Below are 14693 nucleotides of genomic sequence, written 5' to 3'. Positions count from 1 at the left end.
GCCTCGACCGGTGGTCCGCTCCGCCCGGCGGTCGGTCGGGCAGCCGTCGTGCCGGTCACGAGGTCTCGCCCGCCGCGACGTGGAAGGTCGAGCTCAGCAGGTCGCCCGGCCGGCTGCTCGGCCCCACGAGGAGGTGGAACTCCCCGGGCTCGACGACCCGGCGTCCGCGACCGTCCACGATCGAGCAGTCGCGGGCGTCGAGCACGAGGTCGACGTCGACGCTCGCCCCGGGGGCGACGTCGACCTGGGTGAACGCCTTGAGCTCGCGGTCCGCCCACGACGCCGAGGTCACGACGTCGCGCAGGTACACCTGGACGGTCTCGAGCGCGGGGCGCGCGCCCGTGTTCGTCAGCGTCACCCGCGCCCGGACGGACTCCTGCGGCGTGACGACCGGCGTGGTCACGACGAGGTCGGAGTACGCGACGCTCGTGTAGGAGAGCCCCTCGCCGAACGCGAACGCGGGGTCCTGGGTCAGGTCGGCGTACCGGCTGCCGTGCTGGCCGCGGACCTGGTTGTAGTAGACGGGCTGCTGGCCGACGTGCCGCGCGAACGAGATCGGCAGGCGCCCCGTCGGCTCGATCTCGCCGAGCAGGAGCTCGGCCAGGGCGAGGCCCCCCGTCATGCCGGGGTTCGCGACCCAGACGATCGCGGCCGCCTCCAGCGCCGACGGCGGGAGCACGAGCGGCTTGGACGCGAGCAGGACGACGACGACGGGCGTCCCCGTCGCCGCGAGCGCGTCCAGGAGCGCGACCTGTCCGCCGAGGAGGTCAAGCGTCGCGGTCGAGCACCCCTCGCCGACCAGCTCGATCTGGTCCCCGACGACGGCGACCACGACGTCCGCGTCCGCCGCGGCCTCGACCGCCGCTGCCAGCTCGGCCGGGTCGACGGGGGCCGACACGGCCAGCGGGGGGCGCGGCTGCCCGTCGGGGTGGAGAGGGCCCTCGGGATCGGGCTCCAGCGTCGTGATCGACGCCCCGCGCGCGAACGTCACCCGCCATCCGTCCGGCACGCGGGCGCGCAGCCCGTCGAGGACGGTCGTGATCATCTCCCGCGGCTGCCCGTCCGCCATGTCCGCGACCTGGCCGGACGACCCGGCCCAGTCGCCGAGCTGGTTCTGCGCGTCGTGCGCCAGCGGGCCGACGACGGCGACGCTCAGCCGGCGGTCCCGCGGCAGCGGCAGCACGTCCCGGTTGCGCAGCAGCACGAGGCTGCGTCGGGCGATCTCCAGGTTGAGGTCCTGGTGCGAGCCGACGACGGACGCCATGGCCGCGTCATCCGGGCCGCGACGGTCCTCGAAGAGACCGAGGCGGAACTTCAGCTCGAGGATGTGCGCGACGGCGCCGTCGAGGTCGGACTCGGTGAGCAGTCCCAGCTCGACCGCCTCCAGCGCGCCGTCGAAGAACTCCTCGGTCGTCATGATCATGTCGTTGCCCGCCCTGACGGCGGCGGCGGAGGCGTGCGCGTAGTCGGGCTGCAGGCCCTGCTCCCACACCATCCGCCCGACGTTGTCCCAGTCCGTCACGAGCATGCCCGGGTAGTCCCACTCCCCGCGCAGCACGTCGGTGAGCAGCCAGTCGTTCAGCGTGACGGGCACGCCGTCGATCGTCTGGTAGCCGAGCATGAACGTGCCGCAGCCCTCGCGCGCCACCCGCTCGAACGGCGGCAGGAACCAGGACCGGAGCTTGCGCTGGGACAGGTCGGCCTCCGATGCGTCCCGCCCACCCTGCGTCTCGGAGTAGCCGGCGAAGTGCTTGGCCGTCGCCAGGACGGCCGTGCGGTCGTGCAGCCCGTCGCCCTGGTAGCCGCGGACGGCCGCGCTGGCGAGCTCCCCGACGAGGTGCGGGTCCTCGCCGAACGTCTCGTTCACGCGACCCCAGCGCAGGTCGCGGGCGAGGCAGAGCACGGGGGAGAAGGTCCAGTGCAGGCCGGTCGCCGCCGCCTCGCGGGCCGTCGCGCGCGCCATCCGCTCGACGAGCGCCGGCGACCAGGTCGCCGCCATCCCGAGCTGGGTGGGGAAGATCGTGGCGCCGCGGCAGAACGAGTGGCCGTGGATCGCGTCCTCCCCGACGAGCAGCGGGATGCGCAGCCGGGTCTGCTCGGTCAGCCGGTGGGCCCGCGCGATCAGCTCGGGCGAGGCGTGCAGGATCGCTCCGACGTGCCGCTCGAGCACCTGGGCGTCGATCCCGTCCGGCGCCGAGAGCTGCATCATCTGGCCGACCTTCTCCGGCAGCGTCATGCGGCCGAGGAGGTCGGCGACGCGCGCCTCGACCGGCAGGCGCGCGTCGCGGTAGGGATGGGTCATCGAGGTGGGTCCTCTCGTGTCGTGGGCCGGGCCGACGGGTCGGCGCGTCGTGCGCTGACCCGTCGCGGTCTACTTGATCCCGGTCATCGCGATGCCCTGGACGAAGTGCTTCTGCATCGCGATGAACACGAGGAGCACCGGGACGATGATGAGCACCGACCCGGCCATCTGGAGACCGAACTCCGCGCCCTTGTCACCGGTCGGGCTCGTGTAGAGCGCCAGCGCGACCGGCAGGGTGTAGAGCGACTCGCGCTGGGCCACGATGAGCGGCCACAGGAAGCCGTTCCAGGAGCCCATGAAGGTGAAGATCGCCAGCGTGGCCAGGGGTGCGCGGCACAGGGGCATGACGATGCCGCCGAAGATCCGGAACTCGCCGGCGCCGTCGATCCGGGCCGCGTCCAGCAGGGAGTCCGGGATCTCGAGCATGAACTGGCGCATGAGGAACACGCCGAACGCCCCGACCATGCCGGGAAGGATCATCCCCCAGTAGGTGCCGACCATGTTGAAGTTGGCGACGAGCACGAACGTCGGGATGAGGGTGACGATGCCCGGGACGAACATGGTCGAGAGCACGACGCCGATGAGCACCCGCTTGCCGGGGAACTCGAGCTTCGCCAGCGCCCAGCCGACCATCGAGCAGAACAGGAGCGTCGTGGCGACGGCGACGAGTGCGAGGAAGACCGAGTTGAAGAAGTACCGCGACATGTCGAAGTCGACGAACCACGCACGGAAGTTGTCCATCGTCGGCGCCTGCGGCCACCAGGTGACCGGGCGTCGCATGATCTCGGCGTTGGTCTTGAACGCTCCCAGGAGCATCCAGACGAACGGCAGCAGCGTCGCCGCCAGACCGAGCGTGAGGGTGAGGATCAGGAGGATCCTGCCCGGGGTGATCCGGCGCGGCCGGTTCGGGGCGTGGATCTCGGCCGGGGCCGATGAGGTCACGATGGTCATGATCAAGTCCTCTGCCGCAGGAACCGGAACTGGACGATGGCGAAGATGCTGATGATGGCGAACAGGACGTAGGCCCCCGCCGCGCCGACCGAGTAGTTGCCCCACTGGAACTGGTTGAACACGTACAGGGCGATGGACGTCGTCGACTGCAGCGGACCGCCGTTGGTCATGACGAACGGCTCGTCGAAGAACTGCATGAAGCCGGTCGTCGTGAGGATGGCGTTGAGCAGGATGGTCGGCGTCATCATCGGGATGGTGATGCGGAAGAAGCTCTGGAGGGTCGTCGCGCCGTCGACGGCGGCCGCCTCCTTCACCTCCGTCGGGATCGCCTGCAGCCCCGCGAGGAAGATCACCATGCTCGAGCCGATGCTGCGCCACACGGCCATGAGCGTCAGCGCGGGCAGGGCCGTGAGCGGGTTGCCGAGCCAGTTGGGGCCGTCGATCCCGACCGTGGCCAGGAGCGAGTTGATGAGGCCGTTCGGCTGGTACATGATCCGCCACACGACGGCGACGGCGACGATCGTCGTCACGACCGGGGTGTAGTACCCGACCCGGAACACGGTCGCGAGCCGGCGGCCGAGCGCGTTCAGCATGACGGCGAGGACGAGCGCCGAGAAGAGCGACAGGGGGACGCCGAAGACGACGAACCCGAGCGTGTTGCGCAGGGCCCGCTGGAACGTCGAGTCGCCGAGGACCGTGACGAAGTTCTCGAACCCGACGAAGTCGACGTTGAAGGGGTTGCGGATGTCGGTGACCCGCAGGTCGGTGAACGCCATGCCGAGCGACGACACGAGCGGCACGACGCCGAACACCCCGAACGAGACGACGAACGGCGCGGCGAACAGCCACGCGACGGCCGCGGTCCGGCGCCGCCGGGCGGTCAGGCTGACGAGCCTTCCCGACCGCGGCGGCGTCGTCCGCATCTGCGTGGTCGTCACCAGCCGAAGCCGACGCTGTCCGCCTCGGCCTGGATGGCCTTCGCGGCGTCCTGCGACGACAGCTCGCCGTGGGCGACCCGCTCGGCGTAGATGCCGATCTGCTCGGCGATCTGCGACCAGGACGGGTAGCTCGGCGTCTCGACGGTGTCGGGCATCTGCTCCTTGAGCACCGTCATGACGGGGCTGTCGAGGATCGGCTGGTAGTCGGCCGACTCCTGCCGGGCCGGGAACGAGCCGGTGAGGTCGAACAGCCTCTTCTGCTGGGCGTCCTCCTGGAGCCAGGACAGGAACAGCCACGAGGACTCCTGGTTGTCCGACGAGGCGAAGACGCCGAGGTTCCCGCCGCCGATGTAGGAGTTGTTGTTCGCGGAGCCGGCTGGCATCGGGACGAACCCGACCGACTCCTGCGTGAAGCCCTCGGGAGCCGCGCCGCTCGCGATCATCTCCTCGTAGATCCCGACCATCCAGGGACCGGAGATGAACATCGGGCTGCCGCCGTTCTCGAACGTGGCCTCGGTCTCCGAGAGGGGGGACTCGCCGCGCTCGAAGAAGCCCTGGTAGAACTCGAGCGCCTCGACGAACTCGGGGGTGTCGAACGTCCAGCCGTCCTCGTCCGCCACCGCGCCGCCGGCCTGCGACGTGAACGGGACGATGACCTGCGCGGGGTTCTCGATCGGGCGGGGGAGGCCGAACCCGAACTCGCCGCCGGGGCGGGTCGCGTACGCGGTGCTCAGCTCCTCCAGCTCCGCCCAGGTGGTGGGCGCGTCTAGCCCGAGCTCGGCCGCGATGTCGGCCCGGTAGAACAGGAACCGGGTCTCGACGTACCACGGCACCGAGTACAGGCCCGTCTCGCCGGTCACCGACGCGATGGCGGCCGGGTAGAGGGCGTCGACGTCCATGACGCCGTCGGGGACGGGGGCGAGGCCGCCCATGGCGATGACCGACGCGGTCTGGTCGGCGCCCGTCATCACGATGTCGGGGCCGGTGCCCGAGGCGACGGCCGTCTGGTTCATCGTGATGATCTCGCCCCAGGGGATCTCGGTCACGGTGATCGAGACGTCCGGGTTCTCGGCGGCGAACTCCTCGCCGAGCGTCCGCAGCGCGTCCCCGTTGCCGGCCGCAGCCCAGATCTCGATCTCGCCGGTCGCCGTGTCCGCGACCGTGCCCGTGGCGTCGCCGCCCGGGCTCTCACCTGCGTCGGAGCGTCCGCAGGCGGCGATGGACGTCAGCGCGACGGCTGCGACGCTGGCCGCGATGGCGGCGCGTCGAGCGGTGGTACCACTCATGTGTTCCTCCTTGAACGATGGGCAACGCCTCACGGACAAGCCGTTCGGAGACGTAAGTAAAGCGCATTACATCGGGGCGACTGTAGGTATGCGAGACTTGCGCTGTCAACCGGCCAACGGTGTGCTCACCCTCGGCGCCGAATCGATCTCGAGGAGACTGGCGTGGCTCGCCGACCGACCGTCTACGACGTTGCGGAGCGGGCCGGAGTCTCGATCACCACGGTGTCGTTCGCCTTCCACCAGCCCGAACGCGTCCGGGCGCAGACGAGGCAGACGGTCATCGACGCGGCCCGCGAGCTCGGCTACGTCCCCTCGGGCAACGCCCGTGGCCTGGCCCGAGGCAGGACCGGCGCGCTCGGGCTGTACGCGTTCGACCTCATGATCTCGGACGCCGACGCGGGGGCCCCGGCCGACGTGCCGGGGGAGGAGGACGTGGCCGACCTCGACCCGCGGACGTTCCCGCTCTACGTCGACGAGGTCGAGCGGGGATTCGCGCTGGAGTGCCACGAGGGCGGCCGCACGCTCCTGCTCGCCTCCGGTGCGCCCAACGGCTCGGCCGTCTACGACATCGCCGGCCGCGTCGACGGCCTCGCGATCTTCCCCGGAACGCACAGCCTCGACGCCGTGCGCAGCATCGCGCGGTCGATCCCGCTCGTCGCGTTCAGCACGCCCCCGATGGACACGTCGGTCAGCCACGTCTCCGTCGACAACCGGGCCGGGATGGTCCGGGTGGTCGAGCACCTGTGGACCGCGCACGGCGTGCGGGACATCGCGTTCGTCGGCGACGGGGCGCTCTACGACTTCCGGGAGCGGCTCGAGGGGTTCCGCGAGGCGATGGCGTTCCGTGCCGCCGGCGCCGTCGAGCCCGCCGGGCGCGAGGGCCTGACGACGGCGGACTGGGCGGCGTCGCTCGCCGACCTCGTGGCGTCCGACCGGCTGCCGGCGGCGCTCGTCTGCCAGAGTGACCAGGTGGCCCTCGTCGTCCTCGACCTGCTGGCGGAGAGCGGCGTCGACGTGCCCGGCCGCGTGCGGGTGACCGGCTTCGACGGGATCCTCGCGGGCCGGCTGTCCCGCCCGACCCTGACGACCGTGCGGCAGCCGTTCGAGCAGATGGGCCGGCTCGCGGCGCGGCTGCTGGCGGCGCGCGTGGCGAACCCGCGCGGCGAGCCGGAGTTCAGCGTCCTGCCGACGCGTCTCCTCGCGCGGGAGAGCTGCGGCTGCGGCTGAGCACCGGGGGTCAGGGCGTCCCGGGGGTCAGGACGTCGACGGCGCCAGCTCGACGTCCGGGCCGAGGTAGGTCCCGTCCTGCGCCAGCCGCACCTGCCCGTCCGCGGCGAGCGAGTAGTCGAGCCGCAGCCGAAGGGATGCGGCGTCCAGGGGAGCCGAGCCGATCAGCAGGACCGCGTCGCCCCCGTCGACCCCGCCGCCGGTGAGCGTCTCGGCCTCCAGCGGCAGCTCCACCCCGTCGACCTCGACCGCGGCCGCGGTGATCTCGCCGACGACGGGGACGCCGTCGTGGGCGTCGTCGTCCACCGGCAGCAGCGCGCCCGGCCGCGGCACGACCCGGACCTCGACCCAGGTCTCGCCCTCCGCGGCCCAGCCCCGGTCGGGCAGGTGGCTGACGGTCCGCAGATCGACGTAGAACGCCGCCTGGGGGAGCGAGCGCCAGCCGAGCGGGGCCTCGGCCGGGGCGTCGACGGCTGCGGACCACGGGGCGGTCTCCACGAACGGCGCCGCCAGCAGGTCGGCACCCGCCGCGCCGAGCACGGCCGAGCGGCCCTCGTACGTGAGGACGAGCTCGGCGTCGGTGCCGTCGCCCGGCACGGCGACGACGTGGGTGCGCGCGTCGAGCTCGACGGGCACCTCGACGTCGCCCGCCCGCACCGCCGCGCGGACGCCGCCGCCGGCCTGCTCGCCGCCGTACAGCGTCCCGGAGACCGCGACGACGACGAGGGTTGCGTCGCGCGGGGCGCGGACCGTCTCGCCGTCGGAGAACGCCTCGTCGCGCACGCCCAGCGCGTCGACCGCGTAGAAGCCGTCGGGCATCGGGACCAGGACGCGCTCGTCGAGCGACTCCGCGCCGGAGGAGAGGGCCGTGTCGCCGACGGCCAGCGTCTCGCCGCCGTCCGAGCACGCCGTCAGGACCAGGGCCGCGCCCGCGAGCAGCGCGGTGGCGGCCGCGATCCGGCGGTGGGGAGTGAACCGGCTCATGGTCGGCGATCCAACCACACGGGGTCCGCGCGGGGGAGCAGGGGCGACGCGGGACGGGCCGGGACGGCGCCGAACGGGTCGGAAAACGACCAGAGCCCCTCGGGCGAGGGGCTCTGACGTGCGGTGATGCGGTGGGCGATACTGGGTTCGAACCAGTGACCTCCTCGGTGTGAACGAGGCGCTCTACCACTGAGCCAATCGCCCGCGTGCCGTCGGGGTGATCCCTGCGGCCCGTTGAGTGTAGCCGAGGACGTCGGCGCGTGACCAATCGGCTCGGGAGCGGTGGTCGCCCGTGCCCAGGCCGCGTCCGCCGATGGAACGTCGGGAGGACGTCGGCGTCGCCTGGTCGTCGTCCGACCGGCCGATCACCGGCCGATCACCCCCGACGAGCCGCGACATTCCGCCGGTTTGGCACTCTCGCCGATCCTGGGTTAGAGTCTTATCCGCGCCGCAAGGCCGAAGCGAGAGCCGAGGCGAGCAGCGCAACGCGGATGTGGCTCAGTTGGTAGAGCATCACCTTGCCAAGGTGAGGGTCGCGGGTTCGAGTCCCGTCATCCGCTCGGAAGCACCCACACTTGGGTCATCCAGCTGGATCCCAGCTCGGTGGGTTGGCCGAGAGGCGAGGCAGCGGCCTGCAAAGCCGTATACACGGGTTCGAATCCCGTACCCACCTCGCACGGGCGATTGGCGCAGCGGTAGCGCGCTTCCCTGACACGGAAGAGGTCACTGGTTCGATCCCAGTATCGCCCACCAGCAAAGCCCGGAACCGGAGACGGTTCCGGGCTTTCGTCTTTCCCGCAGTAGGCTCGCGGGGTGGGCCGGCCGGTCCACCCCGACCCATCTCCCCGCACCACCAGGAGTCCTGACGTGCCCAGCGTGAGCATCACCCTCGACGGCGTTCCCACCGAGATCGAGGCGGGCACGACGGCGACGACGCTGGTGGGCGCGGAGGCCAAGGGACCCGGGGCCGTCGTGGCGGTTCGCGTCGACGGCGAGCTGCGCGACCTGGACCGTGAGCTGCCGGCGGACGCCGTCGTCGAGCGCGTCACGATCGACTCGCCCGACGGGCTCGCGATCCTGCGGCACTCGACGGCGCACGTCCTCGCGCAGGCGGTCCAGCAGGTGAACCCCGACGCGAGGCTGGGCATCGGCCCGCCCATCACGGACGGCTTCTACTACGACTTCGACGTCGAGACCCCGTTCACCCCCGACCAGCTCCGCGAGCTGGAGAAGGTGATGGGGCGGATCGTCAAGGAGGGACAGACGTTCCGTCGGCGCGTCGTGTCCGACGACGAGGCGCGGGCCGAGCTCGCGACCGAGCCGTACAAGCTCGAGCTGATCGGCCTCAAGGGCGGCTCCGACACCGAGACCGCCGCGGCGGCCGAGGGCGCGTCCGTCGAGGTCGGCGGCGGCGAGCTGACGATCTACGACAACGTGCGCGGCGCCGGCCGCGAGTCCGAGACGGTGGTCTGGAAGGACCTGTGCCGCGGACCGCACCTGCCGAGCACCCGGCTCATCGGCAACGGGTTCCAGCTCATGCGCTCGGCCGCGGCCTACTGGCGCGGCAGCGAGAAGAACCCGCAGCTCCAGCGCGTCTACGGGACGGCGTGGCCGTCCAAGGACGAGCTCAAGGCCTACACCGACCGGCTCGCCGAGGCGGAGCGCCGGGACCACCGCCGCCTCGGGACCGAGCTGGACCTGTTCTCCTTCCCGGAGGAGATCGGCTCCGGGCTGCCCGTGTTCCACCCCCGCGGTGGCGTCGTGCGGATGGCGATGGAGGAGTACAGCCGCCGTCGGCACGTCGAGGCCGGCTACGAGTTCGTGTACTCGCCGCACGCCACCAAGGGCAAGCTCTTCGAGGTCTCCGGACACCTCGACTGGTACGCCGACGGCATGTACCCGCCGATGCACCTCGACACCGAGCACCACGCGGACGGCACCGTCAAGCGCGAGGGCCAGGACTACTACCTCAAGCCCATGAACTGCCCGATGCACAACCTGATCTTCGACTCCCGCGGCCGGTCCTACCGCGAGCTGCCGCTGCGGCTGTTCGAGTTCGGCACCGTCTACCGGTACGAGAAGTCGGGCGTCGTGCACGGGCTCACCCGGGCGCGCGGGTTCACCCAGGACGACGCGCACATCTACACCACGCGCGAGCAGATGCGCGAGGAGCTGGCGAGCCTGCTCGACTTCGTCCTCGACCTGCTGCGGGACTACGGCCTCGACGACTTCTACCTCGAGCTGTCGACCCGCAACCCCGAGAAGTCCGTCGGCGACGACGCGACGTGGCACGAGGCGACCGAGACCCTGCGCGAGGTCGCGACCGCCTCGGGGCTCGACCTCGTCGACGACCCGGGCGGCGCCGCGTTCTACGGCCCGAAGATCTCCGTCCAGGCGCGCGACGCCATCGGCCGGACGTGGCAGCTCTCGACGATCCAGCTCGACTTCAACCTGCCCGAGCGGTTCGACCTGACCTACCAGGCGGCCGACGGCTCGCGGCAGCGCCCGGTGATGATCCACCGCGCCCTGTTCGGCTCGATCGAGCGGTTCTTCGCGATCCTGCTGGAGCACTACGCCGGCGCCTTCCCGGCCTGGCTCGCTCCCGTCCAGGTCATCGCCGTGCCCGTCGCCGAGCCGTTCAACGACTACCTCGGCGACGTCGTCGCCCGGCTGCGCGCGGCCGGCGTCCGGGCCGAGCTGGACGCCTCCGACGACCGGTTCAACAAGAAGATCCGGACGGCGACGACGCAGAAGCCGCCGTTCATCCTCATCGCGGGCGGAGACGACGCGGACGCCGGGGCCGTGAGCTTCCGGTTCCGCGACGGGACGCAGCGCAACGGCGTGCCGGTCGACGAGGCGATCGAGCTCATCACGACGGCGATCGCGGACCGCACCGCCTAGGCGATGAGCGTGAGCGACCAGCCGACCGCCGCCGGGACGACGCCCGGCGAGGACGCGACCGTCGAGTCGGCCGCGGACCTCGCCGGGGACCCCGACCCGTTCCAGCGACTGTGGACGCCGCACCGGATGGTCTACATCGATGGCGCGGACAAGCCGGCCTCGACGGACGCGGGGGACTGCCCGTTCTGCCGCATCCCGTCGATGACCGACGAGGCGGGCCTCGTGGTGCACCGGGGCGAGCGCGCCTACGTGGTGCTCAACCTCTACCCCTACAACCCGGGCCACCTCATGGTCGTGCCGTACCGGCACGTGGCGGGCTACCCCGAGCTGGACCGGGCGGAGCTGGTCGAGGTCGCGACGCTGACGCAGCAGGCGATGCGGGTGCTGCGGGGCGTCTCCTCCCCGGCCGGGTTCAACCTCGGCGTCAACCAGGGGGCGGTCGGCGGGGCCGGGATCGCCGCGCACCTGCACCAGCACGTCGTGCCGCGGTGGCAGGGGGACGCGAACTTCATGCCGATCGTCGCCGGCACGAAGCCGCTCCCGCAGCTGCTCGGCCAGTCGTGGCGCGCGCTCCACGACGGCTGGGACACCCACGCGAACGCGCCGCAGGCGCCCGAGAAGGAGAGCTGACGATGTTCGGCAGGCTGCGCGGCGTCATCGGCCGTCTGTTCACCCCGCTGGCCAAGGGGCTCCTGCGGATCGGGCTCACCCCCGACGCCGTCACCGTCATCGGCACGATCGGCACCATCGCGGCCGCGCTCGGGCTCGTCGCGACGGGCCGGCTGGCCGGCGGCGCGTGGCTCATCGCGTTCTTCGTCTTCTTCGACTCCCTCGACGGAACGATGGCCAGGATCTCCGGGACGGCCGGGGCGTGGGGGTCGTTCCTCGACTCCGTGATGGACCGGTTCGCCGACGGCGCGCTGTTCGTCGCGCTCGCGATCCACCTCGCCGCGCACGGTCACGCCTGGGGCGTGTGGGGTGCGCTGGCCTGCCTCGTGCTCGGCGGGATCGTGCCCTACGCCCGCGCCAAGGCCGAGTCGATCGGCTGCACGGCGTCGGGCGGGCTCGCCGAGCGGAGCGACCGGCTCGTCATCACGCTCGTCGCCACGGCGTTCGTCGGGATGAGCGTGCTCCCGCTCGTCGTCCTCGAGGTGACGCTCTGGGTGCTCGCCGCGCTCTCCCTCGTCACGGCGTTCCAGCGCATCCTCGGCGTGCGCCGCCAGCTCCGCGCCCGCGCGGCGGACGCCGCCGGTGACGCGACGCCGCCGGCCGGAGCCGAGGCATGAGCGGCCTGCGGACGGCCGACCTCTACGCGTTCGCCTGGCGCAACGTCCGCCGGCTGCCCGACGCCCTCGTCCGCGGCGGCGCGCACCTCGTGGCCGACGTCGTGTGGGCGCTCCGGCTCAGCGGCGTCCGCCAGCTCCAGAGCAACCTGCACCGGCTGCGCCCCGACCTCGACCCGCGGGAGCTGCGCCGGTGCTCCCGCGCCGGCATGCGCTCCTACCTGCGCTACTTCGCTGAGGCGTTCCAGCTTCCCGGGTGGACGCCGGAACGCATCGCGGCCCGCGTCCGCCCCGTCGGCGTCGAGCGCGTCACGCGCGTGACGGACGACGCCGGCACGGCCGTCCTCGCCCTCGGGCACTCCGGCAACTGGGACCTCGCCGGCGCCTGGGCTGGGGCGCACATCGCGCCCGTCCTCACCGTCGCGGAGAAGCTGCCGGACGGCCTCTACGAGGAGTTCCTCGCCTTCCGCTCCGGGCTCGGGATCGAGATCGTCCCGTTCGAGAAGGGCGGCGGGACGTTCCGCACGCTCGTGCGCAAGGCGCGCACCGGACCGAGGATCGTGCCGCTCCTGGCCGACCGCGACCTGTCGGCGCACGGCGTCGAGGTGACGATCGCCGGGCACGCAGCCCGCGTCGCCGCCGGCCCGGCCGCGCTCGCCTCGACCGGCTCGCACGAGCTGCTGCCCGTCGCGATCCACTACGAGCGGCTGCGCGGCGAGCGGCGCCGCGCCGCCGGCTCGCCGTGGGGGCTGGTCGTCGAGTTCCTGCCGGCGATCCCGACCCGCGACGCCGACGGTCGCCGGCGACCGCTCGACCTGGTGACGCAGGAGTGGGTGACCGCCCTGTTCGACGCCTACGCCCGGCACCCGGAGGACTGGCACATGCTCCAGAAGGTGTTCCTCTCCGACCTCGACGCCGACCGGCTCGCGCGGCAGCGCGCGCGAGCGTCCGAGGGGGCGCCGAGCTGATGCGGATCGGAATCGTCTGCCCGTACTCGATGGACGCCCCCGGCGGGGTCCAGATCCACGTGAAGGACCTCGCCGCGCGGCTCATCGCCCTCGGGCACACGGTGAGCGTGCTCGCCCCGGCCGAGGACGACACGGACCTGCCGGACTACGTCGTCGGGACCGGGCGCAGCGTCGCCGTCCGGTACAACGGCTCCGTCGCGCGCCTGGCGTTCGGGCCGGTCACCGCGCGGCGGGTCAACGCCTGGCTCGAGCGCGGCGACTTCGACGTCGTGCACATCCACGAGCCGCTGAGCCCGAGCGTCAGCCTGCTCGCGCTGTGGAACGCGGAGACGGCGGTCGTCTGCACGTTCCACACCGCGACCGACCGGTCCCGCGCGATGCACATCGCCTACCCGATGCTCCGGCCGTCGCTCGAGCGGATCGCCGCCCGGATCGCCGTATCCGAGGAGGCGCGGCGCACCGTCGTCGAGCACATCGGCGGCGACGCCGTCGTCGTCCCGAACGGCGTCGAGCTCGCCCAGTTCCGCGCCGCGAGCCCGCGACCGGAGTGGCGGGGCACGCCGGAGCGCCCGACCGTGGTGTTCCTCGGCCGGACCGACGAGCCGCGCAAGGGGCTCGGCGTGCTGCTCGAGGCCCTGCCGCGGCTGCGCGAGCTGGTGCCGGGCGTGCGGGTGCTGGTGGCCGGGCGGGGCGACCTCGCCGAGGCGCGTGCGATCGACGCGCGGCACCCGGGGACGCTCGAGCTGCTCGGCGAGATCACCGACGCGGAGAAGGCGGAGCTGCTGCGCTCGGCCGACGTCTACCTGGCGCCGCAGACGGGCGGCGAGAGCTTCGGGATCGTCCTGGTCGAGGCGATGGGCGCCGACGCCGTCGTCGTCGCGTCGGACATCCCGGCGTTCCGCCGCGTGCTCGACGAGGGGCGCGCGGGGTACACGTTCCCCGTCGGCGACCCGGAGGAGCTGGCGCGGACGGTCGCCGTCGCCCTGACCGACCGCGAGGAGTCCGACCGGCGCCGGGCCCACGCCGCGACGTGGCGCGAGCAGTACGACTGGGACGTCGTGACGCAGCAGGTGCTCGAGGTCTACCGGCTGGCCGTCGGCGAGGACCCCCGCGCCGTCCTGGACGACGTGGCCGAGCCGAGGACCGACGGGACGAGCGAGGGGAGGACACCGTGACCGCCGAGATCGCCCTCGTCGTCGTGGGGGTGCTCGCGCTGCTCCTGTGGATCACCCTCGCCCACGCCAACCGGATCGACCTGCTGCACCAGAAGGTGAGCCGGACGGGCGCGACGCTGGACGCCCAGCTCCTGCGCCGGGCCGGGCTCTCGGCCGAGCTGGCCGCGTCGGGACGGCTCGACCCGGCGTCCTCGCTCCTGCTCGCGTCGGCGGCCGACGCCGCGCTGTCGGAGGCGCTGGAGGCCGACCTCGACGCCGACCGTGCCGCGTCGGCCGGCGGGCACCGCGAGCCCGGACGGGCGACGCTGACCCCCGAGCGCGAGGTCGTCGAGAGCGATCTCACGCGCGTGCTGCGCGCCGTCCTGGAGCAGGACGAGGAGGACCCGTCGTTCGCCGAGGACCAGCTCGTGGTCGAGGTGACGCAGGCGTCCCACCGCGTCGGGCTGGCCCGGCGGTTCCACAACGACGCCGTCATGCAGACGCGGCGCGTCCGGCTCAAGCCGGGCGTCCGGCTGTTCCGGCTCGCCGGGCACGCCCGGATGCCGCGGACGTTCGAGATGGACGACGCCGTCGACTGACCCGCGGTGACGGACGTCGACCCTGACCGTTCGGTAGCGGAGCACGAGGTCGGCGAGGTCGACGCAGGGCCGGGCGAACGTCAGCACCGTCGACTGATCC

General features: G+C 72.6%; 12 protein-coding genes and 4 tRNA genes. 10 read left to right on the top strand and 6 right to left on the bottom strand.

What is annotated here, in order from left to right; all coding sequences use genetic code 11:
- Positions 1-55: 55 nt before the first annotated feature.
- The 4 genes from EDD28_RS15085 to EDD28_RS15070 form a co-directional block, all read right to left on the bottom strand.
- Positions 56-2302 carry a glycoside hydrolase family 3 N-terminal domain-containing protein gene (locus tag EDD28_RS15085; RefSeq protein ID WP_123740566.1) on the bottom strand — a complete coding sequence of 749 codons (2247 nt, stop codon included), beginning with the start codon at positions 2300-2302 and terminating at the stop codon, positions 56-58.
- 69 nt (positions 2303-2371) lie between these two features.
- Positions 2372-3253, bottom strand: coding sequence for a carbohydrate ABC transporter permease (locus EDD28_RS15080; protein WP_123740565.1), 882 nt, complete (start codon positions 3251-3253; stop codon positions 2372-2374).
- 2 nt (positions 3254-3255) lie between these two features.
- A complete protein-coding gene (locus tag EDD28_RS15075) occupies positions 3256-4191 on the bottom strand; it encodes a carbohydrate ABC transporter permease (protein ID WP_245968104.1) in 936 nt (311 codons plus the stop codon).
- Positions 4188-5477, bottom strand: coding sequence for an extracellular solute-binding protein (locus EDD28_RS15070; RefSeq protein ID WP_123740564.1), 1290 nt, complete (start codon positions 5475-5477; stop codon positions 4188-4190). The genes EDD28_RS15075 and EDD28_RS15070 overlap by 4 nt, the downstream gene beginning before the upstream one ends.
- A gap of 162 nt (positions 5478-5639) precedes the next feature.
- Between EDD28_RS15070 and EDD28_RS15065 the strand changes: the two genes are divergently transcribed.
- A complete protein-coding gene (locus tag EDD28_RS15065) occupies positions 5640-6704 on the top strand; it encodes a LacI family DNA-binding transcriptional regulator (RefSeq protein ID WP_123740563.1) in 1065 nt (354 codons plus the stop codon).
- Between the two features lie 27 nt (positions 6705-6731).
- Here EDD28_RS15065 and EDD28_RS15060 read toward each other — a convergent pair whose 3' ends face one another.
- A complete protein-coding gene (locus tag EDD28_RS15060) occupies positions 6732-7688 on the bottom strand; it encodes a hypothetical protein (RefSeq protein ID WP_123740562.1) in 957 nt (318 codons plus the stop codon).
- Between the two features lie 132 nt (positions 7689-7820).
- Positions 7821-7892: transfer RNA gene (locus tag EDD28_RS15055), tRNA-Val, on the bottom strand.
- A 283-nt stretch (positions 7893-8175) separates the two neighbouring features.
- On the opposite strand from EDD28_RS15055, the gene EDD28_RS15050 reads away from it, so the two are divergent.
- The 9 genes from EDD28_RS15050 to EDD28_RS15010 all read left to right on the top strand — a co-directional run bounded on the left by EDD28_RS15050 (position 8176) and on the right by EDD28_RS15010 (position 14593).
- A tRNA-Gly gene (locus tag EDD28_RS15050) sits at positions 8176-8248 on the top strand.
- 42 nt (positions 8249-8290) lie between these two features.
- Positions 8291-8361 (top strand) — tRNA-Cys (locus tag EDD28_RS15045).
- 5 nt (positions 8362-8366) lie between these two features.
- A tRNA-Val gene (locus EDD28_RS15040) sits at positions 8367-8441 on the top strand.
- Positions 8442-8555: 114 nt separating this feature from the next.
- A complete protein-coding gene (gene thrS, locus EDD28_RS15035; RefSeq protein WP_123740561.1) occupies positions 8556-10589 on the top strand; it encodes a threonine--tRNA ligase in 2034 nt (677 codons plus the stop codon).
- 3 nt (positions 10590-10592) lie between these two features.
- A complete protein-coding gene (locus tag EDD28_RS15030) occupies positions 10593-11219 on the top strand; it encodes an HIT family protein (protein WP_123740560.1) in 627 nt (208 codons plus the stop codon).
- Between the two features lie 2 nt (positions 11220-11221).
- Complete coding sequence (pgsA, locus tag EDD28_RS15025; RefSeq protein WP_123740559.1) at positions 11222-11875, top strand: phosphatidylinositol phosphate synthase; 654 nt, start codon at positions 11222-11224, stop codon at positions 11873-11875.
- Positions 11872-12840: a phosphatidylinositol mannoside acyltransferase gene (locus EDD28_RS15020; protein ID WP_123740558.1), complete on the top strand. Its 969-nt coding sequence runs from the start codon at positions 11872-11874 to the stop codon at positions 12838-12840. The genes pgsA and EDD28_RS15020 overlap by 4 nt, the downstream gene beginning before the upstream one ends.
- The gene (locus EDD28_RS15015; RefSeq protein ID WP_123740557.1) at positions 12840-14015 is read left to right on the top strand and encodes a glycosyltransferase family 4 protein; all 1176 of its coding nucleotides are present in this window, start codon (positions 12840-12842) and stop codon (positions 14013-14015) included. The genes EDD28_RS15020 and EDD28_RS15015 overlap by 1 nt, the downstream gene beginning before the upstream one ends.
- Positions 14012-14593: a hypothetical protein gene (locus tag EDD28_RS15010; protein ID WP_211339241.1), complete on the top strand. Its 582-nt coding sequence runs from the start codon at positions 14012-14014 to the stop codon at positions 14591-14593. The genes EDD28_RS15015 and EDD28_RS15010 overlap by 4 nt, the downstream gene beginning before the upstream one ends.
- The last annotated feature ends 100 nt before the right edge of the window (positions 14594-14693 follow it).

The sequence above is a fragment of the Salana multivorans genome (assembly GCF_003751805.1).
In the GTDB taxonomy this organism is placed as follows: Bacteria; Actinomycetota; Actinomycetes; order Actinomycetales; family Beutenbergiaceae; genus Salana; species Salana multivorans.
This window is presented reverse-complemented; position numbering and strand designations above follow the sequence as displayed.